Below are 24675 nucleotides of genomic sequence, written 5' to 3'. Positions count from 1 at the left end.
GCCCGCGCCATGGGCGGCGGGCAGTTTAGTTCCATCGGAAGGGGTTCAGACCCGACGGTGACGGGCGGCGGCGGATCCGTAGATCAGACCGGCCATCAAGCCGACGGCGACGGCGGCGCCCAGCGGACCGCCGGCTAGGGCGCCCAAGCCGACACCGGCCATCTTGCCCATGGTCAGGAAGCCCGCGGCCTTGGCGGTTCCCGCCGCCACGGCGCCACCGGCACCGGCGACGGTGGAACGAACGACCGCGCGGGACCCGGCGGAAGGAGAGAAGGTGGCGGCTTGACGGCTCATGGGGCATCTCCTCGGCTGTGATTGCGAACAAATCGCATCTACAGAAAGCCGCAATTGCCACTCATTGTCAATGGGTATTCGCATCGCCCCCGATGAGCCGCGCGGATTGCCGTGCCGCTTGAGGGGGGGCGCCCGCCTCAGTCGGCGGTTTCGTCGGCGGCCAGCGGAACTCCGAACAGCTCCAGGCGGTGGCCCACGACCCGGTAGCCGTAGCGCGTGGCGATTTCCTTTTGCAGGGATTCGATCTCCTCGCTGGAGAATTCGATGACCTTGCCGGTTTTCAGGTCGATCAGGTGATCGTGGTGATCACCGTCAGCTTCTTCGTAGCGGGCGCGGCCGTCGCCGAAATCGTGCCGCTTCAAGATGGCCGTTTCCTCGAACAGCCGCACGGTGCGATAGACCGTGGCGATGCTGATATGGGGATCGATCTCGGCCGCCCGGCGGTAGACTTCCTCCACATCCGGATGGTCGGAGGACTCGGACAGGACGCGGGCGATGACCCGGCGCTGGCCGGTCATCTTCATGTTCTTGTCGATGCAACGTTGTTCGATTCGAGAAATCATGGCCGTCTCATCCGATTTTTCCTGCCGGTTCAGGGGGAACGGTACCATCAAGGGAGAGGTTGGCAAAGCGCGAGAGCGCAACCGCGCGTTTCGCTGCCGTCGCGGTCATATAGCGTCCTGCTGTGCGGAGCCGGGGGCGGTCAGTGAGCCGATGATCTGGCATTGGGCGACCACCTGTCCGCAGCAATTCTTCATCTTCCGCAATTCGTCGCGCAAAAGGGTGAGGTCGGCAATTTTGCGTTCCACCTCGTCAAGATGGAGGAGAACCATCTGATCGGCACCTTCGCACGGGGAATCGGGTCGTTCGGCCAGAGTCAGCAGGGCACGGATGGAATCGATGGAAAAGCCCAGATCGCGGCCCCGGCGAATGAAGCGGAGCCGCTGAAGATGGTGGTCCTCATATTGACGAAAGCCGCCCTGGCTCCGTGCCGGCGGCGGCAGTAGCCCGATCTTCTCGTAATAGCGGATGGTTTCGATGTTGACGCCGGTCTGCCGGCTGAGGCCGCCGATATTGAAGGGCTGAAGCGTCATGATTTTCCGTTGACTCTGTAGTGGCTCCAGGGTCCATGCTCCACTTGAATCGGGTGATTGTCCAGCGCGATCAGGGGCCGCGTCGAAGGAGTTCGGGTCATGTCGGAAGCCAAATCTTGCTGCACCAGCAAATGTTGCGGCGGGGGCGCGTCAGCGGTTCTTCCCACTGCGGCGCTCCAGCCGCCTCGGCCGGGTAAGTCCCGGGCCTTCCGCATCACCGGCATGTGCTGCGTCGAGGAGGTGCGGACGCTGAAGGCGGCCGTCGGCCCGCTGGCCGGGGGGGACGAGCGCCTGAGCTTCGATCTGCTCAACGGCAAGATGATCGTCCGGGCCGATATCGACGCCGACGCGGTGATCGCCGCCGTTTCGCGCACGGGAATGGGGGCGGAGCCGTGGGAACGCACCAGCGTGGCCGAGCGCGACAAGGCCAATTCCTCGCGCCGGTTGCTTCAGGCGGTTCTGGCGGGGCTCAGCGGCGGCGCCGCGCTGCTGGGGCTGATTCTCGACCAGGCGGTCAAAGTGCCGCTCCCCGCCCAGATCGCCGAGGCCGTGGCCGTGGCGGTGGGCTTGTGGATGGTGCTGCCCAAGGCACTGCATGCCGTTCGCTCGCTGCGGCCGGACATGAATTTGTTGATGAGCGTCGCGGTCTTCGGTGCCATGGCACTGGGGGACTGGATGGAGGCGGCTACCGTTTCGGCGCTGTTCGCGCTGTCCCTGGCGCTGGAGAGCTGGAGCGCCGAGCGCGCCCGCCGGGCTATCGCCTCGCTGATGGACCTCACCCCGCCCATGGCGCGGGTAAAGGGAACCGACGGAGCCGAATCCCTGGCGGCGCCAGAGGATGTACCCGTGGGGGCCGTCTTCGTCGTGCTGCCGGGTGAACGCATTCCCCTGGACGGCCGCGTCCTGGTGGGCGAAAGCATGGTGGATCAGGCGCCGATCACCGGGGAAAGCGTGCCGGTGCTGAAAAGCGTGGGCACGGAGGTTTTCGCGGGCACCATCAATGCCGACGGCGTCTTGGAGGTGCAAAACCTTAAGCCGGCCGGTGAAACTACCCTGGCCAAGGTGGCCCGGCTGGTGGAGGAGGCCCAGGGCAAGCGATCCAAGGTGGAGCGCTGGGTCGATCGCTTCGCCGCGATCTATACCCCCGTCGTCCTGGCCGGTGCCGTGGCGGTGGCGGTGCTGCCGCCGCTGGCGCTCGGCCTGGACTGGTCCGAATGGATCTACCGCTCGTTGGTGTTGCTGGTCATTTCATGCCCCTGCGCCCTGGTGATCTCGACGCCGCTGACGGTGGTGGCCGCCATGGCCTCGGCGGCGCGGGCCGGTGTGCTGGTCAAGGGCGGGGAATATCTTGAAACGGCGTCGCGGCTGTCCGCCATCGCCTTCGACAAGACGGGGACCGTGACTTCGGGCCGCCCCGGTGTCGAACGGGTGATGGCGCTGGACGGCGGCGACGAGGGCCGCATCTTGCGGCTTGCGGCGGCGCTGGAGGCGCGCAGCACCCACCCGCTGGGCCGGGCCATCCTCGATCACGCCGCCGCCGGGGGCATTGCTCCGACTCCGGCCGAATCCGTCCAGTCCCTGCCCGGCAAGGGGATGTGCGGGGTCGTCGATGGCGAGGCGGTGTGGCTGGGCTCCCATCGTTACGCGATGGAGCGGGGTGCCGAGACGCCTGCCGTGCGCGAGGCGGCCCTGGCCTTGGCGGAAGGGGGGCGGTCGGTGGTGGCGGTGGGGGATGCCGCCGGGGTACGCGGGCTGATCGCCCTGTCCGATCCCATTCGTCCGGAAGCTGCGACGGCGCTGGCGGGCCTGCGCCGGGCCGGGGTGGGCAAACTGATCATGCTGACCGGAGACAACGCCGCCACCGGCGAGCGGGTAGCCGCTGCCCTGGGCTTCGATCTCGTCCTGGCGGAACTGCTGCCCGAGGACAAAAGCGAGGCCATGGACGATCTCGCCCGGCAATTCGGAACCGTCGCCATGGTGGGAGACGGAGTCAACGACGCCCCCGCCATGGCCCGGTCGTCCCTGGGTATCGCCATGGGGGCCGCCGGAACCGATACCGCCATCGAAACCTCGGATCTGGCGCTGATGTCCGACGATCTGACCAGGTTGGCCTGGCTGATCGGCCATTCCCGCCGGATGATGACGGTCATCCGCCAGAATATCGGTTTCGCCATCACCCTGAAGGCGGTGTTCATGGTGCTGGCGATTTTGGACATCGCGACCCTGTGGGGAGCCATCGCGGCGGATATGGGAGCGGCCCTTCTGGTGGCCTTCAATGGATTGCGCTTGCTGAAGGCCGGCGTTACTCAGAGGTCCGAGGACGGCATGGGCTTATCCTCGTCGTCGAATACCTTGAAACAGAGGCTTGCCTAGGGATGGAGGGGCGATCATGCATGTACACAATCTGTCGTCATGGCAACACAGCCACCATTTCCAATCGGGCCTGGAAGCATCCGCCGAACGTCGGACCAAGATCGTGGTGGCTCTGACCATCGTCATGATGGTGGCCGAGATCGCGGCGGGCACGATCTTCAACTCCATGGCACTGCTGGCCGACGGCTGGCATATGTCCACCCATGCCGGGGCCTTGGGAATCGCCGCCTTCGCCTATACCTTCGCCCGCAGTCACGCCGACGACCAGCGCTTTACCTTCGGCACCGGCAAGGTCGGGACGCTGGGCGGCTTTACCAGCGCCATTATCCTTTGCATGGTGGCGCTGCTGATGGTGTGGGAATCGGCAAACCGCCTGATGACGGTCCAAGCCATCGCCTTCGACGAGGCCCTGATGGTCGCCGTCATCGGGTTGGTCGTCAACGTGGTCAGCGCCGGGATTTTGGGCGGACACGGCCTCGGCGACGACCATGATCACTGCGGCCACCACCACGATCACGACCATCATCGCGACCATCACGACCACAATCTCCAGGCCGCCTATATCCATGTCCTGGCAGACGTCCTCACCTCGGTGTTGGCCATCGCCGCCCTGCTGCTGGGGAAATATCTGGGGTGGTGGTGGATGGATCCCATGATGGGATTGGTCGGGGCCGCCGTCATCGGCAAATGGGCCTGGGGCTTGATGCGCAAGACCGGTTCGGTCTTGCTGGATCACAGCGACGACCGGGAGCTGCCGGAGGAAGTCCGCGCCGCCATCGAGGGCGATGCCGACAACCGGCTGTCCGATCTTCATCTCTGGCAGATCGGGCCGGGCCATTGGGGGGCCATCGTCTCGCTGGTGACCCACACCCCGCGCGAGCCGGGCCATTACAAGACGCTGCTGGCCGAGGTTCACGAACTCAGCCATGTCACGGTGGAGGTCCATCCCTGCGACGGGGCGTCTTGCGGCTAAAGCGGTTTGCGCTTTATCTGGCGCAAACCGCTTTGGCGAGCATTGAGCGAGCGGCCAAGCAAACCGTAGGTTTGCGCCCGGCGAGGGCATACATAAGATTATAGCCTTTTGCGTCACATTCGACGCAAAAGGCTTTAGGGGGGCTTCCCGATCGGCTCATGGCAATCGGCCTTGATCCGGCTTGCCGCGGGGGCGGGCGGTGCTGTGGTCCGGCTATAATTTCCGGGAAAAAGGGGATGAAATCAGGATGTGGGCCATTCCGACATACCTTCTGGCCGCTTTCGCCGAGATCGGCGGTTGCTTCGCGTTCTGGGCCTGGCTCCGGCTGGGCAAATCGCCCTTCTGGCGGGCTCCGGGGATGGCCAGTCTGGCCCTGTTCGCCTGGGCCTTGACCCGGGTCGATGCCGATTTCGCCGGTCGCGCCTATGCGGCCTATGGCGGCATCTACATTTTGTCGTCGTTGGTGTGGATGTGGGCGGTGGAAGAGAGCCCGCCGGACCGGTGGGACGTTCTGGGCGCCGCCTTCTGCCTGGCGGGCGCCCTGGTGATCATTTTCGCCCCCCGCGGCGAGTGATGCCGTAATCGGCCGCAGGGCGGCGGGGCGTTTCGTCAGGCGATTCCGGTGGCTACCACCGAAACCCGCATCTTGCCGGCCAGGGCGTCGTCGAAGGTGGATCCGAAAATGATGTTGGCCTCGGCGGCCACTTCCTCGCGGATGCGGTTAGCGGCCGAGTCCACCTCGAACAAGGTCATGTCCATGCCGCCGGTGATGTTGATCAGGACGCCCTTGGCCCCCTTTATGGAGGTGTCGCCCAGCAGCGGGTTGGAGATGGCGGCCTCGGCGGCGTCGATCGCGCGCTTTTCGCCGGCGGCCTCGCCGGTGCCCATGATGGCCTTGCCCATTTCGCTCATGACGATGCGGATATCGGCGAAATCCAGGTTGATCAGGCCGGGCATCACCACCAGATCGGTGACGCTGCGCACCCCGGAATTGAGCACGCCGTCGGCCATCTTGAAGGCGTCGGCGAAGGTGGTGCGCTCGGTGGCGACGCGGAACAGGTTCTGATTGGGGATGATGATCAGGGTATCGAGCTCTTCTTGCAGGGCTTCAATGCCGAGATCGGCGGTGTGCATGCGGTGCTTGCCTTCGAAGTGGAACGGCTTGGTCACCACGCCGATGGTAAGGATCCCCTGTTCGCGGGCGGCCCTGGCGATGACCGGTGCCGCGCCCGACCCGGTGCCGCCGCCCATGCCGGCGGTGATGAACACCATATGGGCGTCGCCGATCAGGTCTTGGATGTCTTCGAGACTTTCTTCCGCGGCGGCGCGGCCCACGTCCGGGCGCGAACCGGCGCCCAATCCCTGGGTGACCCGGCCGCCGAGTTGGATGCGTCGCTCGGTCAGGCTCAGCCCCAGCGCCTGGGCGTCCGTATTGGCGACGATGAATTCCACGCCCTCGATCTTGGACTGGATCATGTTGTTGACGGCGTTGCCGCCGGCTCCGCCGACGCCGATCACCACTATTCTCGGACGGACTATCGTCATCGCACCATCACCGCCGATAAGACATGCGCCGCGTGTCCAGCCTCATCAGCCGATCCGCAGGGCGCGCAGCACGTTCCCGCCCCGCCACTGGTGAAAGCGATACCACAGCAAAACGATGACGGCCGCCGCATAGACATAGGGTTCGCCGTTTTCGTGATTGGCGGCAAGGATGAAGTGGAGCGCCACCAGGGCGTTGATCACATAAGTAGCACTGTGCAGTTTCTTCCAGCGCTTGCCGCCGATCCGCTTGATCTGGCTGTTGGCCGAGGTGAAGGCCAGTGGAATCAGCAGCGCGAACGCCACCAGACCGAGCAAGATGAACGGCCGCTTGTAGATGTCGCCCATCATGTCGCCCAGATTGAGCGCCCATTCCAAGGCGACATAGGCCAAGACGTGCATCACCGCGTAGAAAAAGGCGAACAGCCCGATCATGCGCCGGTATTTGGCCAGGGTCTTGATGCCGGTGATTTCCTGGACCGGACGCATGGCCAGGGAAATAATCAAGAAGGTGAAGGCCCAATCGCCGAGATAGCGGTTGACGAAGCCGACGGGGGCCTCGCCCAGGGACCCGTTGGAGATATAGCCCTCGATGACGCTGCGTCCCACCAGCCAGACGAAGGGCAGTGCGGCGGTCAGGAATACCAGCGGCTTCCAATCCACTGTGCGGGCCGATTTCAGATGATGGTCGCAGGTTTCGTCGATGCCGTTGGCCAGCAGCCAGGCGGCGTAAAGGGTCACCAGCATCTTGCCCGTTCCCATCAAGATGAACGGGGCGCGGGGGCCGAGGGCGTCGAAATAATAGCCGCCGCTTTGGACCAGCATGACGGTTCCCAGGCCGCCGACCAGATAACCGGCTCCCACCATGGCCCCCAGGATCGGCTTGGGCGAGGCGTCCACGGTCAGAACCTGAAGGGTCACGAAACATCCCGCATGGCCGATTCCCACCATCAGCAGCGGCAGCGCCACCAGCCAGTTGAAGGGATTGGCGAACATGCCCAGCCAGATATAGCCCAGCGCCGCCAGGGACAGGCTGGCGCCGATGGCGGAAATGCGGCTGTGCCGTTCGATGAAGCTGCGCCATAGCGGCACCGCCGCCAGCACCGCCAGCCCCAGCAGGCCGATCATCACGGCGGCATGGGCGGTGGCGAAGGTGCGGGTCACCCCCACCAGATCGGAAACGGAAATGCACCACAGCGAGAAGAACAGGCTGAGGATGATCACGTCGGCGCGGGTGTAGAAGGCGGCGGCGAAGGCCAGCTGCATGCGCGGATCGCTGGTGATCACCGTCCAGACCTGCCGCAGCGGATGTTCGTCGTCTTCCGAGGCCGGCTGGGGCGGGGCCACGTCCCGCAGATTGCGCCGCGTCAGCTGGAAACCGGCGATTCCGGCCAGCAGCGGCAGGCACATGATGAGGAAGACGCCGCCGGGATAATCGGCCATCTGCATGACGATGGCGGCCAGCATGGTGCCGCCGAACACCATCATGAAGACCAGATTCCCCATGAGGCGCGGCCGGTTGGCGCGCGACGACACATCGCCCACCAGGGTGGACAGCTGCAACTGGACGGTATCGGCGCCCACGGTCAGCAGCACCCGGGTCAGATAGAACAGCACCAGACCGGCGGCGCCGAAGGCCAGTCCTACCTGAAGGCTGAGCAGCGATACCGCCGCGCCGACCACGGCGATCAGGAAGCCCAGGGCGATGATCCGCACCCGGCCGATGCGATCGGACAGCAGGCCGAACCAGCCCACACAGACGATGGAGACGATTTCCGCCACCACCTGGATATCGGCGTTGACGGCGCCTTCCTTTTCGAAGGCGATGCCGAAGATCTTGTCCAGCAGCAGGGGCTGGATGGAAATGGACAGCGCCGCCATCAGGGCGCCCACGGTCATCAGCAGATAGATGATGTTCCATTGGGTGGGGGCGAAGTCGTCCGCCGTCGTCCCCTTGGCCGGAGCCTCAGCGTTCCTCGGCATCCATGCCTCCCGCATTCGCCCAAAGGCCGTTGAGGTGATTGTCGCGCAAGGCGCAGATTTCGCCGTTGGCCATGACGCTCATGGCGTAATCCAGTCCTGCGGCGGCTTGGGTCGGATCGCGGAAGGCGGTGCCCTTGACGAACATGCCGGGACGAACCACGCAGCCCTCGGCCTGCAGATACCAGCGCGGGGCCAGGTCGATCCAGATGGGCGGATTGATGCCGTCGTTGATCTGGATGTAGATGTCGCCCCAGACCGAGCGGGCTCCGGCTCCGGCGATGCTCACGACCTTGCCCTGATAGCGGAAGGGCACCATCCGTTCGTGGGCTTCATTGCCCAGGGGGACGGCGGCGGGGGCCGGAGCCACCGCCAGGGCCACGCTCACCGCCTCGGGCAGGGGCATGCCCGGTGTGACCGCCGCCGGAAGCGGCGCCGCCTTGGCGCCCTTGGCGACGCTGCCTTTCTTCACGATGGTGTGGCAGCTGGCGCAGGGCATTTTTTCGCGGCCGTCCACATGGGGCGCCGGGGTTCCCTGGACGATGGGCAGGGTTCCCGATCCCGGTCCGGTGCCGATGGCCGGGGGGGTGACGATGTGGCAGCTGGAGCAGACCATCTTCTCGCGGCCGTCGCGATGGGGGGCGGGCATTCCGGCGACGATGGGCGGGGCCAGATCGTAGGTGTGGTCCTCCCAGGGATTGGCGTTGAACACGGCGGTCAGGACCAGGGCCATGCTGAAGGCAATGCCCAGCGCCATGATCCAAACCGCGATATTGGGATGTGCAACGGCCTTACTGCTCACGGGGACTCGATCGATGGCAAAGTGTTTAACCGGTTTGTGCTTTGGCGTCGGGGGTGGCCGCTTATAAGAACGGCTCCAAACTGTCGAGGCGGAAGTTTCTCATATCCCGGTTCGGAATGGAATGACCATAGCCCATCAGTCCATGCCGGAATCGGGCGCGGTTTCCGTCCAGACGGGGCTTCCGTCGATCAGGAAGTGTTCGGCTAGGGCTTTTTCCAAGGCCCACAACTCGCCGTCCTCGAAGACGATACGGACGAGGTCGTTGGGATCGCAGGCGGCCACCAGGGAGCGGATCTCGCGGGCTTCGCGCAAGATTTTGGAAATCTGCTGGCGGACGCTTTCGGTGTCCTCGGCGCAACGGCGCAGCTGTTCCGAGCGGTTGACTGCTTCTTGGACCAAGCTGCGGAAAAAGACGTTCTTGTCGCCGGCGAAATAGGCGGTGGTCAGGGTCGAGATGAATTTCCGCGTTCCGTCCCGGTCGCCATGGGCGGCGTTCAGATGTTCGGTCAGCACCTGGGTGGCGGTCATGGACAGATCGTTGAGGGCCAGCCCCAGAACCTCGGCCAAGGCCCGCATGCGGTCGATCCGCTGCGACGGGTCGAGGCCGGGGGGCGCCGGCGCGACGGTGCGGCTTTGGGCGATCTGGGACAATTCCTGGGTGATCTCTTGCGACAGCACCCGCTGGGAGCGCAGCTCATCGACGATGCCGTCGCGGCTGTCGCGGGTCACCTGGACCAGCTGGGCGGTGGCCGATGCCTGGGCCTCCAACTGGGCGGCCACCGCCTCGCGATGCTCGCGGAACAGCTGGGCCAGCAAGGTCATGGCCTCGTCGGTGCCGGATGCCTGCGCGGGCGCGGCAAGGGCGCGGCCCTCCTGGTTCAGCCGGATCAGCTGGGTGGTCGCTTCCACCTGGGCCTCCACCTGGGCGGCGATGGCGGCGCGATGCTCGCGGAACAGGTCGGCCAGCATGGCCACGGAGCCCTCCGACGACACATCGTTCCGGGACAGGGTTGTCACCTCGGATTTCAAGGTGTCCACGCTTTTCACGATCCGCGAGAGCATGAGAATCAGGACGGTCAGTCCGATCGGCAAGGCGATGGACAGCAGCACGATGAAGAATTCATGGGGAAGCATGGTGAAGAGATTTTTCCAACCATTGAAAATGGTCAGATAGACGATGGACAGGACAGCCCAAATGACCGCGCCGATCAAGGCCGCGCGGGAGGCGGAATTCAACTTGCCGAAGGCTGCCTTGTTAAACCCCATCAACATAAGGACATCTCCCATGATGGCCGCAATCGCCATCCCAATGCGCCGCCCCGCAGGCGTTCCCCTTATAGTAACAGCAAGGCGAACGGCGGGATACCTTCGAAACAATCCATTGATATGGGTTGGGCGTCGATGCGTCAATGACTGAAATTGCGTATGATTATCACAATCCTATGCTTCGTCAACACGATGCTGCATTGTTGAACATGGCGGTGTACATGGCGGCGGCATTATGCTATCGCCCGAAATCAGGGTTTGTCCGGTCCTTGATGGGCCGGCGACGGTGATCGGCGGGCAGGAGGCAAGCATGAGCTATTCCCAGGAAATCAGCAGGGAGTGCAAGGGAGTCTTCTTGTTCATGGTCGATCAGTCCCGATCCATGAACAAGCCCTTCGGTCCCGATCGGTCGGGAAAGATGGTCAGCCGCGCCGAGGTGGTGGCCAATGCCTTGAACGGCACCTTGGAGGAACTGGTCAACCGCTGCATGCGCGATGAAGGCGTGCGCGATTATTTCGACATCGGGATCATCGGCTACGGCCGCACCAATCGCCCGGAATTCTGCTGGCGCGGCGGCTTGGCGGGTCGTCGGCTGGTTCCCATTCCGGAAGTGGCGGCCAAGGCCGAGATCGAGGAAGTGGAGATCGAAACTGAGATGCGCGGGCAGGTGCTGATCGAGCGCATCACCTTGTCGCGCTGGATCGATCCGGTGGGAGTGGATAGCACCCCCATGAACGCCGCGTTCGGTCTGGCCCATGCCACCTTGGCGGAATGGGTGCGCAACAATCCGGATTCGTTCCCGCCGGTGGTCATCAACATTACCGACGGCATGGCCAACGACGTCAATTCCGATGCCGAGCTTCTGGCCACGGCGCGCAAGCTGACCGGGCTGACGACCGGCGACGGCAATGTCTTGCTCATCAACTGCCATATCGCGGGCGGCAGCGATGCATCGGTGGTGTTCCCCGCTTCGGCGGCGGAACTGCCCCGCGACCCCTATGCCAAGCTGCTGTTCGAGATGTCGAGCGAATTGTCCAATCGCCATCGCGCCGTCATCTGCGAAATCTTCGACCGTGACCCCGGCCGCACCCCTTCCATCAAGGGCATGGCTTTCAACGCCGATGCCGTGGCGTTGCTCAAGCTGCTGGATATCGGCACCCGTCAGGCCATCGGCCTCTCGGTGGCCATGGAGCCCTTCACGCCGCCGGGAATCGAGGCCGAATCCCTGATCGAGGATTCCTTCGTGCTGGAAGAACCGTCCGTGCGGATAGAATATGGCGATCAAGGCTGATCCGCCCTTGATCCGGCGCGCTACCCCCATGCTCACTTGGACGGCCCAGGGCCGCTCGATCGTCAAGCCCCGCAACGACAGCTACGCCGATGGCGACAGGCTGCGGTGGCGGCAAAACGAAGACCGGCTGCGGCTGGCCCGGATTCCCAACGGCCTGCTGGCCGCCGTCTCCGACGGAGCCGGAGGGGCGGGGCTGTTCTGCGGCCCCTGGGCCGAAACGCTGGTGAGCCGCCTGCCCAAGACCCCCATCGCCGGGGTGAATGCGCTGAACCAGTGGATGGACGGGTTCTGCCTGGGCTTTCGCTCGGAATACGCCGCCTTGTCCAAGGCCACTCCCGCCCGGTACAGCAAGTTCATCCGGGAAGGCTCGTTCGCCACGCTGGCGGCCGGCTGGCTCGTCCATCGTCAGGGCCGGGTCCGGCTGCGATGGATGGGCTATGGCGACAGCCAGATGATGGTGTTCGACCGCACCGGGCGCCAGCCTGTCCTGGCGGCCTGTTATCCCGCCAGTTTATCGGCGCTAGACCGAGCGCCCTTCTTGCTCAACTGGAAGGATCTGCCGCACGATTCCGGATTCCATGCCGGGGAAATGGTATTGCCGGATCGGGCGACGGTGGTGCTGGCGTCGGACGGGATCGGCCAGTATCTGCTGCTGCGGACCCTGGCCGGTCAGGCCCGCCCCGCGGCGGCGGGGCTGGCGGGAGAATTCCAGCGGCTGGCCGGCACCGGCGAGAGCAAGCTTGCCCAGGCCGCCCGTGCCCATCGCGCCACGCCGGGGCCCGGCCTGTCCGCCGAGCTGACGGCCCTGCGCGATTGCCTCAAATCCGATCAAGCCTTCGCCGATCAGGTCCGCGCCCTGTGCGGCAAGGGGCTGCTGGCCAATGACGATTGCACGTTGATCATGATCGACGTCGATCTTGCCCGGTCCCGGTAATTCGCCATGCCGCTTCCCCTGATCAACGATTACAAGGCGGCCATCGCCAACGCCAAAGGGCGTTTCGCGACCCTGGACGTCCGGCCGCATCTGGATGCCCGCTGCAGCCCGGTCTTCCTGGCGGGAAACTTCGCCGGGGTGTTCAAGATGGTGACCGGGGAGGGGGAGCATGTGGCGGTCAAGTGCTTCACCCGCGAAGTCTCGGATCTGCCGCGCCGCTATGCCGCCGTGGCCAAGTTCTGCCGGACCGCCCAATGCCCCTATGTGGTGCCCCTGCGGTTTCTTCCGGCGGAGGTCTTCGTGACCTCCAGCGTCGCCCCCCATGCCGATTACGCGGTGGTGACCATGCCCTGGGTCGAGGGTCGGGGCCTGGGGGCCGTCGTCCAGATCCTGTGTCAGCGGGAAAACGCTCCCGCCCTGGCCGGATTGACCCGGGCGTGGAGTCGTCTGTGCCTGGATTTGCTGCAACGAGGCGTCGCCCATGGCGATCTGAAGCACGACAACGTCCTGGTCGGACAGGACGGCGCCCTGAAGCTGATCGACTATGATTCCATGTATCTGCCGGAGTTGAAGGGGCTGGCCTCGACCATGCTGGGGGGCGTCAATTTCCAGCACCCCCGGCGTGAGGTCCGGCATTTCGACGGGACCATCGACCATTTTTCCATGCTGGTGATTTTGCTGTCCCTGCGGGCCTTGACCTTCCAGCCCGATTTGCTGAAGCGTCATCACAACGGCGAGAATCTCGTCCTGACCAAAAGCGATTTCACCCGGCCGGACAGTTCGGATCTGTTGCGGCAATGGGCGCTCAGCCCGGACTTCCATGTCCGCGACTGGACGGAACATCTGATCAAGGCTGCCAAGGCTCCTATGATCAGGATCGCCGCCATGGAAGCCCTATTGAAGGCGGCGGCAAAAGTCGAGGCCGTTCCGGCCAAGCCACCCACCAAACGACTCCTCTCATTTTTTTCCTGAGGGCGCAGCAGCCATTGGATTTGACCGGATCGACGAGGGTCTGCCAGTCATAACCTCGGTCGCCGACAAATGCCTGAGCCGTCGGTAAGCCCTCAAGCATGGTCGGGGCCGCCGCCTTGTCGGAGGTTTTGCTAGGCGTTAGCAGCAATTTCACCGGCAATCCACGCACGTCCACGATGGTATGGATTTTGGTGCTCAGTCCTCCACGAGAACGGCTGATGGCGATATCCGCGCCCCCTTTTTACCCCCAGCGGCATGCTGTTGGGCGGGGCACGACCTCCCATATAGAGTCTTGTCAGGAGGGGGGGATCTGCGCTATTGAAGATGCGAGCTAATCGCACTACTTAATTGCGCTGGGTATTCCAATGAAGAAGATTGCCAGTTTGTCGAACGTTTTGGCTGGAGCCCTTGTCCTTCCCTCCCTCGTCCTTGCCGTATTACCTGCCGTTGCAGATGAAGTCGCTCCTGAGGTAGAAAAGGGGTTCTGGGATCGTGAGAAGCTGACCGGCGATTGGGGGGGGATTCGCACGGATCTGGCCGACAGGGGCGTCGAGTTGACCGCGACCTACACCGCGGAAACCCTTGGCAATCCCTCGGGCGGCATCAAGCGGCGCGCTGTTGGCGCGGCCCTTCTGCAAGGTGATCTGGACGTCAATCTGGATAAGCTGGTTGGGTGGCAGGGCGGCAAAATCCACGCTACAGCCTTCCATATCCAGGGCCGTCAGCTGACCTCCAACTTTATCGGCGGCCTGATCCCGGTCTCCAGTGTAGAGGCTGCGCCTTCCACCCGTCTGTTCTCGCTGTGGTTCGAGCAAAGCGTGCTCGATGACAGGGCTTCCCTGCGCTTCGGTCAGATCCCCATGCAGGAGGAGTTCTTCACCAGCACCTACGCGGCCTATATGGTGAACAGCGCTTTCGGCTGGCCAGCCATCTATGCCGCCAACATGCCATCGGGCGGTGGCGGCTATCCCCTGGCTAACATGGGCACCCGCCTGAAGGTCAAGCCCACCGAAGAGATCAGCCTGATGGCCGCTGTATTCTCCGGCAACGTGGCGCCTGGCACCAATGTGGGCAACGATGCCCAGAAGCGCAATCGCAGCGGCACGGATTTCTCCTTCGATTCTCCCCCGGTATGGTTCGGTGAGGCTGCCTATTCCATCAACCAGGACAAGGACTCGCCAGGACTGCCGGCGACTTTCAAGCTTGGTGGCTGGTATTACAACGGCCGGACTGCCGATCAGCATTTCGACAATACCGGCCTGTCCCTGGGCAGCGGCGCCAGCTCGGGCGTCGCCCGGAATCTGCGTGGCAACTGGGCCGTTTACGGCATCGTCGATCACATGCTGTGGAAGCGCGAAGGCACGGTGGACAGCGGGGTCGGCGCCTTCTTCCGCACGACATACATGCCTGACGACCGCAATCAGATGTCCTATTGGCTTGATACCGGCCTGACTCTGAAGGGGACCTTCGAGGGGCGTGATGACGACATCACCGGCATCTCGTTCGCCTATGGCAAGATGAGTGACGAACTGGCGTCGCGCGATGCCGATGCTCGCCGCTTTGGCACCGCCACCGCGCCGGATCACGACTTCGAATCCGTGGTCGAGATCATGTACAGCTACGCCGTCACCCCTTGGTGGTCCGTTACCGGTTTTGGCCAGTACCTGTTCCATCCGGGCGGCACCACCACCTTGCCCGAGAACACCTCCAAGACCATTCCCGATGCCAGCGTGCTGGGCCTCAGGACCTCTTTCAAGCTTTAGCCGTTTTCGTGCCGGCCCTGGACAGCCAGAAAATCATCCAGGGCCGCGATACCATGTTTCAGAGGAGTCGTCCCGTGGCGCAGCAGATGAATTCCGACACTCTCACCCTTGCCGACCTTCGCCCCGAGCAGCAGGGTGAGATCGTCAAGATCGAAACCGAGGACGGCGTTTTCAAGCGTCGCATGCAGTCTCTTGGCGTAGTGGCCGGTACTCCCGTCACCTTGGATCGTTCGGCCCCGTTAGGTGATCCGCGCATCTACAGCCTGATGGGCTACAGCCTGGGCCTGCGCAATGCCGAGGCCCAGCAGATCCGCATCCGCGTCAAATAATCACCCCACCGACCTCGATCCAAGGGTAGCCGCACATGAAATCCCCCGTCACCGTGGCACTGGTGGGTAACCCCAATGCCGGTTCCACCAGCTTGTTCAATGCCCTGACGGGCGCCCAATCCGCCGTCGCCAATTATCAACGGGTGACGACCTCTTTGAATGTGCGCGAGATCACCCATGGCGGGGTTCCCTTACGCATCGTCGATGTGCCGGGCATTTTTTCCACCTCGTCGCAATCGCCGGAGGAGAAGGTCGGCTGCGACTATATCCACGGCGAGGAACCCGACATCATCGTCAACGTGCTGGATGCCGGCCATCTGGACCGCAGCCTGTTCCTGACCACCCAGCTGATCGAGACCGGGCTGCCCCGCATCACCGTGCTGAACATGATGGACGAGGTCCGGCGGGCCGGTATTCGCATCGACACCGCCCTATTGGCCTCGGCCCTCGGGTCGCCGGTGGTGGAGACCTGCGCCCTGAAGAAGGAGGGCATCGACGCCCTGCTGGACGCGGTGGCGGCCATGGCCTCGACAACTCCCGCCGCCGCCCCGTTGCGGCTGCACTATGACAGCCATCTGGAGGCGGCCATCGAGCGCGTCCAGCAGCATCTGTCCAAGCTGCACCCCCAGGAGCTGAGCCCGGTGCGCTCGCGCTGGCTGGCCATCAAGATGCTGGAGGGCGATGACGAGGTTCTGCGCCACGAAAGCAACCATGTCGAACTGGTCGAGGAGATCAAGGGCGAGCAATCGGCCCTGGCCCACGAGCATGATGAAGACACCGCCAGCCTGTTGGCCTCGGCGCGCTTCGCCTTTTCCAACGGCCTGCTGCGCGAAGTCCGCCAGCAGGAGAGCGATCCCACCGCAGGGTTCAAGCTGACCCGTATCCTCGACGATTTCTTCCTGAACCGTACCCTGGGCTTGCCCCTGCTTCTGGGCATCTTGTGGGTGATGTTCGAGGCCACATTCAGCCTGGGAGCCATTCCCACCGACTGGATCAAGGCCGGGGTGCAACTGGCCACCGATCTGGTGGACAAGACCCTGCCCGAGGGCATGTTCCATGATCTCGTGGTCAACGGCGTCATGGCCGGCGTCGGCGGAACCATCGTATTCCTGCCCAATATCGTCATCCTGTTCTTCTTCATGGCCATCCTCAGCGGCACCGGCTATCTGGCCCGCGCCAGCTTCCTGATGGACCGGGTGATGCATCATTTCGGCCTGCACGGCACTACCCTGATCCCCATGGTGGCCGGCTTCGGCTGCAATGTCCCCGCCGTCATGGCCACCCGCGTCATCACCAATAAGCGGGCGCGTCTGATCGCCATGCTGATCGCGCCGTTCATGAACTGCTCGGCCCGACTGCCGGTCTTCATCCTGTTCGCCGGAGCTTTCTTCGCCGATATGGCCGGCACCGTGGTCTTCGCCATGTATATGCTGTCCCTGGTCGCCGCCATGGTGTCGGCGGTGTTGCTGAACCGCATCATCCCCGGCAGCGGTGGCGACGCCTTCGTGATGGAGCTGCCGCCCTATCGTCTGCCGACCCTGCATTCGGTGCTGCACCATATGTGGGACAGCGCCCAGGGCTTTGTCGCCAAGGTAACCGGCGTCATCCTGGTGGGCTCCATCGTGATCTGGTTCCTCCAGGAATTCCCCCGCGACATCACCTATTCCCAGGATTTCGAGACCGTCATCGCCGAACAGACCGCGCTTCCCGACAGCCCGGAAAAGGAAACAGCGCTGAAGACGCTGAAAAGCGCCCAGGCGCAGGAGAAACTGGAAAAGAGCTATCTTGGGCGTTCGGCCATCGCGGTGACGCCGCTGTTCCAGCCGCTGGGCTTTTCCTGGCGGGATTCGGCGGCCATCATGACCGGCTTTGTCGCCAAGGAAGTGGTGGTGGCGACCTATGCCGTCATCTATGCCCAGGAGAAGGGGTCGGACCAGCTGACCGAGACCTTGAGGGGCGCCATGCCGCCCGCCACGGCCATCGCCTTCATGATCTTCACCTTGCTCTACGCGCCTTGCCTGTCGACCATCGCCATCATCGGCAAGGAGGCGCAGAGCTGGCGGTGGGCCGGGTTCTCGGTGGCCTATTCCCTGACCTTCGCCTGGCTGCTGGCCCTGGCCGCCAGCCGGATCGGCGGGACATTCTTGTAGGCTTGTTCGGGTGGCGGAGTTGCTCTGCCACCTCCTGATGAAAGAAGCGTTGCGCCATGGCTTGGGGATCACTCTGGGATTTGGGCGCCATCACCGTCGTGGGAGCGGGGGCGGCCTTCGTGGTCATCCGCCATCTGTGGCGGATGTGGCGGCCGTCCGACGGGGCGTCATGTGGCGGTGGATGCAGTTGCGGCGCCAAGCGAAACGGCGGCCGCACCGATTGTGGCTGACCCCCGCCATGGGGATGCGGCAATGATCTCTCGCGATCAACTGCCTCGGAACGGCTGGCTGAAGATAGGCATTCTGCTGGGGCTGGCCGCAATGGCCATGGGCATCATCGAAATTGTCGATAGCGGCCCCGCCTTGCTGCGCGGCACCCTCGATTGGTGGCGCCGTATGTGACCAGAAACGCCCCACAATAACGCCAACGCCGAGATGACCCCATGGAGTCATCTCGGCGCGGCAGATCCGTTCAGCAGTCTCAGATACGGTCGGCGATATATCCGACCAGCGGCAGCTTCCAGGCGCGGCGGAACGCCACCGAGGCCAGCCCGGCCACCGACAGCACGAGAACCAGCATGGACGAGAAGCCGAAGAACCACTTTCCGATGCCGGGAATTTCCAGGACGAACATGGAAAGGACCGCGATCATCCACAGCACCAGCCCTTGCTTGGCATGGAACTGAACGTATTCGTCATCCTTGTTGCGCATCAAAGGCACAAAACAAAGAATACCGAGATAGCTGAGGGCAGCCATCACCAGGGGCTTGTAACTGGTTCCGGTTTCTTGCGACAACCCGACAGTCTGTGCGGTCATTTCGTCCTCCTTCAGACGGCTTCGGCCGCAGCCGGCTCGGCATTGCGGTTCTTGTAATATCCATAAAGAGCGACGGCGCCCGCCACTCCAACCACGCCCAGCAGCACCGGCCCCCAGGCACCCAGACCCAGGCCGAGGCCCAAGCTGACGCCCTTGGCGGACAGCATGGCGCTGCTGCTGGTGGCGGCGGCGATGGGGCTGGCAGTGACGGAAGCACCCGTGGCGGCACCGGCTGCGGCACCGGCAGCACCGGCTCCACCGGCGGCAACCATGGCCTTGCCCTTGACGCCGGTCACGGCGACCTTGGTGGCTGCGCCAGCTCCCTTGGCGGCCATGGCCGCCTGATTGGCGCCACCAGCCGCCGCCTTGGTTCCAGCGGCTTTCATGCCCGCAGCCTTGGCGGTCACCGCCTCGCGTTCAACCTCTGCCGCGGCAGCCTTAGCCGCCCCGGTCTTGGCCGTTGCGCCATTGGCGGCGCCGGCCTTGGCCCCACCGGCCTTCATGCCGGCGGCCTGAGCGGCACCCTCACGTTCGATTTCAGGAGCCGCCGCGGCAGCCATGGCCGCGCCGCCAGCTGCGGGAGCTGCAGCGTTCGCGGCGGTCCCACCAGCCATACCTGTTGCCATCTGTGCCGCCATAACCTAACTCCTCTGGGAAAGAGATAAATACATACATGTCTTGTTGCACAAATTCGCCGGCTCGACAATAGTCTGCAAGCGGATAACAATACGTCAGCAGCAAAAGAAGTTAATAATCACTCTCATATTCGCGCTTTTGCCGTCAGCGCTTCATGCTGTTTTGTCCAAGAATTTGATGGAGCCACAGTCTTTGCTAAAGTGATGACGCGTGAGATTCTGGGCCTCCGGTTGTTTCGTGATCAAGGCTCCGGATGTGAACTGATTTCGTCGGCAGAGATCCCCTCCAGCGAAAATCGTAACGGTGCTCAACCACAGGAGACGTGATCCGTGGCCTATTCACAGGAAATCAGCCGCGACCAGCGCGGCGCCTTTATCTTTCTAGTGGATCAATCCAAATCCATGAACACCACCTTCGGTGTCGATGATAACGGCCAGACGATCAGCCGGGCCCAGGTGGTGGCGGATGCGCTCAACCGAACCCTCGACGAGTTGATCAACCGCTGTATGCGTGATGAAGGTGTCCGGGACTATTTCGACATCGGCGTCATCGGCTATGGGCGCACTAACCGCGCCGAGTTCTGCTGGCTGGGAGCCTTGGCGGGGCGCAGCTTGGTGCCCATCTCCGAGGTGGCGGAAAACGCCGATACCATCGAGGAAGAAACCACCATCATGGTTCGCGGCCAGCCGGTGGTCGAACGGGTCGCCGTTTCGCGTTGGGTGGCGCCGGTGGCGGTGGAAAGCACCCCGATGAACGGAGCGCTGCGCTTGGCGCAATCGATCCTGGAACCCTGGATTTCCGCGAACCCCGGGTCATTCCCCCCGGCCGTCATCAATATTACCGACGGCATGGCCAACGATGTGGACAGCGACGAAGAACTTCTGGCGACCGCCCGGCGGTTGACCGGGCTAAAGACCAATGACGGCCACGTCCTGCTGATGAACTGCCATATTTCCGGCGGCGACGACGCGCCGGTGGTGTTCCCGTCCAGCGCCGGCCAACTGCCCGACGACACCTATGCCCGCCTGCTGTTCGAGATGTCGAGCGAGTTGTCGGGCCGCCATCGCGCCATCATCTGCGAACTGTTCGAGCGCGACCTGAAGACCACCCCGACCCTGCGCGGCATGGCGTTCAATGCCGATGCCGTCGCGCTGGTCAAACTGCTCGATATCGGCACCCGGCCGGCCATCGTTTTTAACCAAGCCGCCGAGGCTTCGTCACACGCTCGGACCACGGAGTTCGAACAGTGACGTTCCCGGTATTGGCGGACTACAAGGCAGCACTCTCCAACGCCAAGGCCCGGTTCGCCACTCTACAGGTGACACCGTTCAAGGATGCCCGAGGCCACCCGCAGTTTCTCGCCGGAAATTTCGCCGGGGTATTCCGGGTCACCGATTCCCAAGGGTCGCTCTTGGCGATCAAGTGCTTCATCCGTGATCTTCCCGATCTGGAGCGCCGCTACAAAGCAATCTCCGGCTTCGTCGCTGCCAGCGGCTCGCCCTATATGGTGCCGCTTCGGTTTCACCGCGACGAACTCTACGTGACGTCGTCCATCGCCAAGCACGGTGAATATCCGGTCATCAGCATGCCTTGGGTCCCTGGCCGCACCATCGGCGCCTTGGTCCAGACCCTGTGCGATAGCGACAAGCGCGGCGGCATCGCAGGCATGAGCCGGGCCTGGGCGCGGCTTTGCCTGAATCTGCTGAACCGTGGCGTCGCTCATGGCGACCTTAAACACGACAACATTCTGATCGGACCTGATGGTCGGCTGAAGCTGATCGATTACGATTCCATGTATCTTCCTGAACTGAGCGGGCTGCCCTGCACCTTGCTCGGCAGCATCAATTTCCAGCACCCCGAACGCAACGAGACGCATTTCGATGCGACGCTGGATCACTTCTCCATGCTGGTGATGCAACTGTCGTTGCGGGCCTTGGTGTTCGAACCCGGATTGCTCAAGCACTGCCACAGTGGCGAGAACCTCATCTTCACCCGGTCGGATTTCCTCAATCCGCATGGCTCGGAACTGTTCCAGCGGCTTGCCGCCTTTGATGACCTTTACGTTCGCGATTGGGCGGCACGGCTTGCGCTGGCCTGTGGATCGAATTCCATCCGCATACCGTCGATCAAGGCGATCCTGTCCGCGGCCGCAGGGCTGGAAATGAGTCCGGTAACCGGAGGTCTGAGGTGGCTTCTCTATCGGGTGTCCAGTGGAGCGCCAAATATCACTCCCAATGCCCGGCCGAAGCCTGCCGTTCCCATTCCTTCTGATCGCTCCAAGCCGGTGGTTGCCAGCCGAGGCGACGATCCGATCAATCGCCTGAGAAAGCTGAAGACCGCTCTCGACGAGGGCCTGATCAGCCAGGCCGACTACGACGGACAGAAGGCCAAGATCATGGAAAATTTCTGAGTGATCCAACTATCCTGCCACTCCGGTCCGTCAGAATGACGGGGGAGGAACTGGCTCTTCACTTGCGGTATCGTCTGATATTATTGTGGCAATGAAACCTACGGCTGAATGCATATCTCGGGGAGGGAGTTCCATGCCTCTGTGTCTGAAAGATGACTTTCTTCGCATGCTCGCGAGCGAGATTCGCAACTTCTGCCATTGGATGACCTATGCGCGTCTCCGCAGGCACGTCTTGCGCAAACGATAGTCAGTCGGCATCTGCCCCCGGCACCGGGGCGACTTTCCGTATTGGTTCCATCACTAGCCTTCGGGCGGAAAAGCCCATCGATAGGCCCTGTAGAATAGAGAATCGCCGCGCTTAAGTGCCCCTTGGATATGGCGATAGCGTCTCGGAGAAACCCGTATCTTCGAATCATCGAAAGGCCCTATGTCCGGTGCGATGATCCGGATGAATTCGAGAGCGGGTGGGTAGCCGCGGAGAGCAGAAGCAACGGTCATGGCCTTAATGGTTTCTCCCATTTGGCGCCAGCGTTCGACCGATGCTTCCCGTAGATCTTGATCTGAAGTGGGCGTAATGCCGTCGCTGTTCTCGGCAGCCATACTCGTGAGCGGGATCGACCTCGTGATTCCCATGCGGGTCGCTACGGCGCTGAACGTTTCCCCAGCGCCCGTCCGAATGGCACCGCCAATAGCTTTGATGCGAGGCAGGAGATGTCTTTTCGAAATCCCGGAAAGGGCGCGTAACATGTGATAGCTGGTATTTCGTGCGGATTTAAGTACCGCTCCCAAGGTCGCCATGACGCCGCCGCGCGGACTCTGGCCTTCATGTCCGTATCGAGGCCGCATCTCATTGGTGGGGTGATAGAAAACACCTGTTCGAACATCAGGTGGCGCCCCATCTCTCGCCCGGAACTGTGCCGCAGGCTCTTCTATGGGCATATCCAGACTTCCGTCACGCCGCCCAATGGCCTCCTTCAATGCAGAGCCCAAAGGGCGATTGGCTAGGAATGTCAACGCGTCTTGCTCTCGCTGACTGCGCTCCTCAATTGACTTCGGTGGCAGGGCTAGGGGAGACATGGCATTGGCGATGCGAGCGGCCTCTACCCGGTCAAGACCAAGGTTTTCCATGACGGGCTGCCATTCGGACGGGCCGCCGAATGCCGCCAGCAGAAAATAGTCACGCTCGAGTGTGCGGAGATCCTCCCAGCTTCGTCGGCTGCTTGAGTGTGTGGGCGGAGTGTAATCGGCGCACATGGGGCAATCTTTCCACTGTCTGTCCCGCTCGCCTTTCGTGCCGCGGAAGGTTGTGACCTATCCCCAGCACTGCTGGTTTCGAGTTCAGTCCATTTGGGATTAGAGATCCACTCGGTACCGATAAGCAGGGCCGTATGGAGTGGTGTCTCGGGTTTTTGCGGACTCTGCATGATCAGCTCTCTAACGATTTGGCTCGTAGAATTATTAGGCGGGCTCCTGGTCGGGTTAATGATGATGTTTGCGTCCCGCCGTCAGGACGGCTCCGTTCGAGTTGCGGGACGGCTGACTGAGGGCCATGAGATGATTTGTGCCATCAATCTGAAACTGATCACGTGACGATCTGAGACGGTTCCGTCGGACTGGTGGGACTGATGCGGCCATCATTGATACGGGATTATCAGCCCCGATAGGGGAGGAGGGAAGTCCGTGTCCACTTTCTGGGGGAGGTTCACTCGTCATCGACGAGAGGCAACAGTCTTGCGGGCCGTTGGTCGCTCTCGTAAATGGGAATATAGGTGTTGGTGCGGCCAATCTCCTCGCCGGGATAATTGGCCAGTCGCTTGCCCCCGCCCTTGCGGTAACTGAAATAGCTGCACGTGATCAGCATATTGATTGCCCGGGCGACTGTGGCGCGGCCGAGCCCAGAATCCTCAGATAAACGTTCGTAGCTCGGCCAGCACGTCCCGGTGTCTTGATTGACGCGATTCAGGAGGAACCAACCGATCCTTCGTGCCGTGTCGTTCAAACGCTTGTCCCTGGCCATCTCGCCCACCAGCAGCCAGCGATCCAGCAGGGTTTCCTTCTTCAACACCTTCATGATGATCTTCCTTCCTTCCGTTTACGGGGAATCTGGGGCAAAGTCGCAAGAGGAAGGCGGGCGAAATCGAAGTGCAAGTAACGCTGGTTGCCTGCCCCCGCAACCACAGACAGTTGACTCCCCGGCCCACAAAGGTCGGGGAGTTTGCTTTTGGGCCGCCCCCCTGATCCCAAAGCCAATATCTCCGCCAAAGCTCCGTGCAATTCCATCCGCATTCCATTCGGGGCGTCGGCGTCTGGGATCATCACAACCTTGTCGATCAACTGGCGGATCATTTCCGTCGCCTCCGCCTTGATCTCGGGGGCGTTGAGGGCATCGGCGAGATCGGCCACCTTGCGGGCATAGACCTCAGCCAGATTGGGCATCATGGCGATGACGCCCTCATCGACCGGCTGCGCCGACAGTTCGGCTTCAATCCGCGCCTTCTCCTTCTCGCGCTCGCGCAAGCGGTCCAAGATCGACAGCGGTGCTGTGCCGGAAGCGCTCGGGATGAGCGCAGTGGATTTGGTTCAAAGGCGTGTGCTACATTAGAAATTCCTATACTGTCCACGGCGGCAACGCGGGGTTAAATGGTTCCGGCCCAGGGTAAAGCATCGGCGGTTGCGAAGCGGGGGAGCTGCCTTGGGCGGTTTGCCGCTTGGGCGGGCGCGCTTGCCTTGGTGCTGCAGATTCTGTTGCCGCTGGGCCCGGCCCAGGCCGCTCTTTCCATCGATCAGGAACTGGCGGCATCCATCTGCCATTCCGGCACGGCCGATACCGCTCCGGCCCCGGCCAAGGCGGTGCATGACCACTGCCAATTCTGCCAGATTCACGCCAGCGCCAAGCTGATGGCTCCTGAATTGGTGTGGAGCGTGGCTCCTACGCCGGTGGCGCTGTTCACCCTTATCCCGCCTGTCGATGGCGGGGCGCCGGATAATCCCGGCCATCTCCCCCATCCTCAGCGCGGTCCGCCCTCTTTCTCCTGACCCCTTCGGGTCG

At 62.9% G+C, this 24675-nt stretch carries 28 protein-coding genes; 15 read left to right on the top strand and 13 right to left on the bottom strand.

What is annotated here, in order from left to right; translation table 11 throughout:
- Positions 1-45 precede the first annotated feature (45 nt).
- From H261_RS05145 to H261_RS05135, 3 genes are all read right to left on the bottom strand, one after another.
- On the bottom strand, positions 46-294 hold the full coding sequence (locus H261_RS05145; protein WP_008615104.1) for a hypothetical protein: 249 nt from the start codon (positions 292-294) through the stop codon (positions 46-48).
- Between the two features lie 137 nt (positions 295-431).
- Complete coding sequence (locus H261_RS05140; protein WP_008615103.1) at positions 432-857, bottom strand: Fur family transcriptional regulator; 426 nt, start codon at positions 855-857, stop codon at positions 432-434.
- Between the two features lie 105 nt (positions 858-962).
- Positions 963-1388: a MerR family transcriptional regulator gene (locus tag H261_RS05135; protein ID WP_008615101.1), complete on the bottom strand. Its 426-nt coding sequence runs from the start codon at positions 1386-1388 to the stop codon at positions 963-965.
- 99 nt (positions 1389-1487) lie between these two features.
- Here H261_RS05135 and H261_RS05130 point away from each other — a divergent pair, with 99 nt between their 5' ends.
- From H261_RS05130 to H261_RS05120, 3 genes are all read left to right on the top strand, one after another.
- Positions 1488-3761, top strand: a complete 2274-nt coding sequence (locus tag H261_RS05130) for a heavy metal translocating P-type ATPase (RefSeq protein WP_152426712.1) — start codon at positions 1488-1490, stop codon at positions 3759-3761.
- Between the two features lie 16 nt (positions 3762-3777).
- Positions 3778-4734 (top strand): CDF family Co(II)/Ni(II) efflux transporter DmeF, encoded by a 957-nt coding sequence (gene dmeF / locus H261_RS05125; protein WP_008615089.1) that lies wholly within the window; start codon positions 3778-3780, stop codon positions 4732-4734.
- Between the two features lie 247 nt (positions 4735-4981).
- Positions 4982-5308: a YnfA family protein gene (locus tag H261_RS05120; protein ID WP_008615079.1), complete on the top strand. Its 327-nt coding sequence runs from the start codon at positions 4982-4984 to the stop codon at positions 5306-5308.
- A gap of 35 nt (positions 5309-5343) precedes the next feature.
- On the opposite strand, the gene ftsZ is transcribed toward H261_RS05120, so the two are convergent.
- The 4 genes from ftsZ to mamY form a co-directional block, all read right to left on the bottom strand.
- The gene (gene ftsZ / locus H261_RS05115) at positions 5344-6279 is read right to left on the bottom strand and encodes a cell division protein FtsZ (protein ID WP_040475729.1); all 936 of its coding nucleotides are present in this window, start codon (positions 6277-6279) and stop codon (positions 5344-5346) included.
- 45 nt (positions 6280-6324) lie between these two features.
- A complete protein-coding gene (gene mamZ, locus H261_RS05110) occupies positions 6325-8259 on the bottom strand; it encodes a magnetosome biogenesis transporter MamZ (protein WP_008615077.1) in 1935 nt (644 codons plus the stop codon).
- Entirely contained in the window at positions 8243-9013 is a 771-nt protein-coding gene (gene mamX, locus H261_RS05105) for a magnetosome protein MamX (RefSeq protein WP_008615076.1), read from the bottom strand. The genes mamZ and mamX overlap by 17 nt, the downstream gene beginning before the upstream one ends.
- A 180-nt stretch (positions 9014-9193) precedes the next feature.
- Positions 9194-10192 (bottom strand): liposome tubulation protein MamY, encoded by a 999-nt coding sequence (gene mamY, locus H261_RS05100; RefSeq protein WP_235062870.1) that lies wholly within the window; start codon positions 10190-10192, stop codon positions 9194-9196.
- Between mamY and H261_RS25955 the strand changes: the two genes are divergently transcribed.
- From H261_RS25955 to H261_RS05085, 4 genes are all read left to right on the top strand, one after another.
- Positions 10181-10471, top strand: coding sequence for a hypothetical protein (locus H261_RS25955; RefSeq protein WP_231848986.1), 291 nt, complete (start codon positions 10181-10183; stop codon positions 10469-10471). The genes mamY and H261_RS25955 overlap by 12 nt on opposite strands.
- A gap of 163 nt (positions 10472-10634) precedes the next feature.
- Positions 10635-11615, top strand: a complete 981-nt coding sequence (locus tag H261_RS05095) for a hypothetical protein (protein WP_008615072.1) — start codon at positions 10635-10637, stop codon at positions 11613-11615.
- Positions 11599-12549, top strand: coding sequence for a PP2C family serine/threonine-protein phosphatase (locus H261_RS05090; protein ID WP_008615062.1), 951 nt, complete (start codon positions 11599-11601; stop codon positions 12547-12549). The genes H261_RS05095 and H261_RS05090 overlap by 17 nt, the downstream gene beginning before the upstream one ends.
- Positions 12550-12555: 6 nt before the next feature.
- A complete protein-coding gene (locus tag H261_RS05085) occupies positions 12556-13521 on the top strand; it encodes a protein kinase domain-containing protein (protein ID WP_008615057.1) in 966 nt (321 codons plus the stop codon).
- Here H261_RS05085 and H261_RS23770 read toward each other — a convergent pair.
- Positions 13421-13720, bottom strand: a complete 300-nt coding sequence (locus H261_RS23770) for a transposase (protein ID WP_407636086.1) — start codon at positions 13718-13720, stop codon at positions 13421-13423. The genes H261_RS05085 and H261_RS23770 overlap by 101 nt on opposite strands.
- Before the next feature lie 166 nt (positions 13721-13886).
- On the opposite strand from H261_RS23770, the gene H261_RS05080 reads away from it, so the two are divergent.
- From H261_RS05080 to H261_RS25340, 5 genes are all read left to right on the top strand, one after another.
- On the top strand, positions 13887-15284 hold the full coding sequence (locus H261_RS05080) for a carbohydrate porin (RefSeq protein ID WP_081608856.1): 1398 nt from the start codon (positions 13887-13889) through the stop codon (positions 15282-15284).
- A gap of 74 nt (positions 15285-15358) precedes the next feature.
- On the top strand, positions 15359-15613 hold the full coding sequence (locus tag H261_RS05075) for a FeoA family protein (protein ID WP_231920569.1): 255 nt from the start codon (positions 15359-15361) through the stop codon (positions 15611-15613).
- A 35-nt stretch (positions 15614-15648) separates the two neighbouring features.
- Positions 15649-17763 carry a ferrous iron transport protein B gene (feoB, locus tag H261_RS05070; RefSeq protein ID WP_008615050.1) on the top strand — a complete coding sequence of 705 codons (2115 nt, stop codon included), beginning with the start codon at positions 15649-15651 and terminating at the stop codon, positions 17761-17763.
- Between the two features lie 56 nt (positions 17764-17819).
- Positions 17820-17993, top strand: coding sequence for a hypothetical protein (locus H261_RS25345; RefSeq protein WP_156612421.1), 174 nt, complete (start codon positions 17820-17822; stop codon positions 17991-17993).
- 22 nt (positions 17994-18015) lie between these two features.
- Positions 18016-18165 (top strand): hypothetical protein, encoded by a 150-nt coding sequence (locus tag H261_RS25340; protein WP_008615049.1) that lies wholly within the window; start codon positions 18016-18018, stop codon positions 18163-18165.
- Positions 18166-18244: 79 nt separating this feature from the next.
- On the opposite strand, the gene H261_RS05065 is transcribed toward H261_RS25340, so the two are convergent.
- Entirely contained in the window at positions 18245-18580 is a 336-nt protein-coding gene (locus H261_RS05065) for a hypothetical protein (protein ID WP_040475715.1), read from the bottom strand.
- Between the two features lie 11 nt (positions 18581-18591).
- Positions 18592-19083: a magnetosome protein MamG gene (gene mamG / locus H261_RS25725; RefSeq protein ID WP_008615047.1), complete on the bottom strand. Its 492-nt coding sequence runs from the start codon at positions 19081-19083 to the stop codon at positions 18592-18594.
- Between the two features lie 462 nt (positions 19084-19545).
- Between mamG and H261_RS05055 the strand changes: the two genes are divergently transcribed.
- Together H261_RS05055 and H261_RS05050 are read left to right on the top strand one after the other, a co-directional pair.
- Positions 19546-20466, top strand: a complete 921-nt coding sequence (locus H261_RS05055) for a hypothetical protein (protein WP_008615046.1) — start codon at positions 19546-19548, stop codon at positions 20464-20466.
- Positions 20463-21626 (top strand): serine/threonine protein kinase, encoded by a 1164-nt coding sequence (locus H261_RS05050; protein WP_008615045.1) that lies wholly within the window; start codon positions 20463-20465, stop codon positions 21624-21626. Before H261_RS05055 ends, H261_RS05050 begins: the two co-directional genes overlap by 4 nt.
- A gap of 300 nt (positions 21627-21926) precedes the next feature.
- Here the strand turns inward: H261_RS05050 and H261_RS24715 are convergent, their stop codons facing one another.
- From H261_RS24715 to H261_RS23225, 3 genes are all read right to left on the bottom strand, one after another.
- Positions 21927-22880: a hypothetical protein gene (locus tag H261_RS24715; protein WP_148207301.1), complete on the bottom strand. Its 954-nt coding sequence runs from the start codon at positions 22878-22880 to the stop codon at positions 21927-21929.
- A 448-nt stretch (positions 22881-23328) separates the two neighbouring features.
- On the bottom strand, positions 23329-23697 hold the full coding sequence (locus H261_RS05045) for a helix-turn-helix domain-containing protein (RefSeq protein ID WP_008615044.1): 369 nt from the start codon (positions 23695-23697) through the stop codon (positions 23329-23331).
- Positions 23694-24152 carry a hypothetical protein gene (locus H261_RS23225; protein WP_008615043.1) on the bottom strand — a complete coding sequence of 153 codons (459 nt, stop codon included), beginning with the start codon at positions 24150-24152 and terminating at the stop codon, positions 23694-23696. Before H261_RS23225 ends, H261_RS05045 begins: the two co-directional genes overlap by 4 nt.
- A gap of 114 nt (positions 24153-24266) precedes the next feature.
- On the opposite strand from H261_RS23225, the gene H261_RS05035 reads away from it, so the two are divergent.
- Complete coding sequence (locus tag H261_RS05035; RefSeq protein WP_081608855.1) at positions 24267-24662, top strand: DUF2946 family protein; 396 nt, start codon at positions 24267-24269, stop codon at positions 24660-24662.
- The last annotated feature ends 13 nt before the right edge of the window (positions 24663-24675 follow it).

Source organism: Paramagnetospirillum caucaseum, from assembly GCF_000342045.1.
GTDB classification, from domain to species: Bacteria; Pseudomonadota; Alphaproteobacteria; order Rhodospirillales; family Magnetospirillaceae; genus Phaeospirillum; species Phaeospirillum caucaseum.
This window is presented reverse-complemented; position numbering and strand designations above follow the sequence as displayed.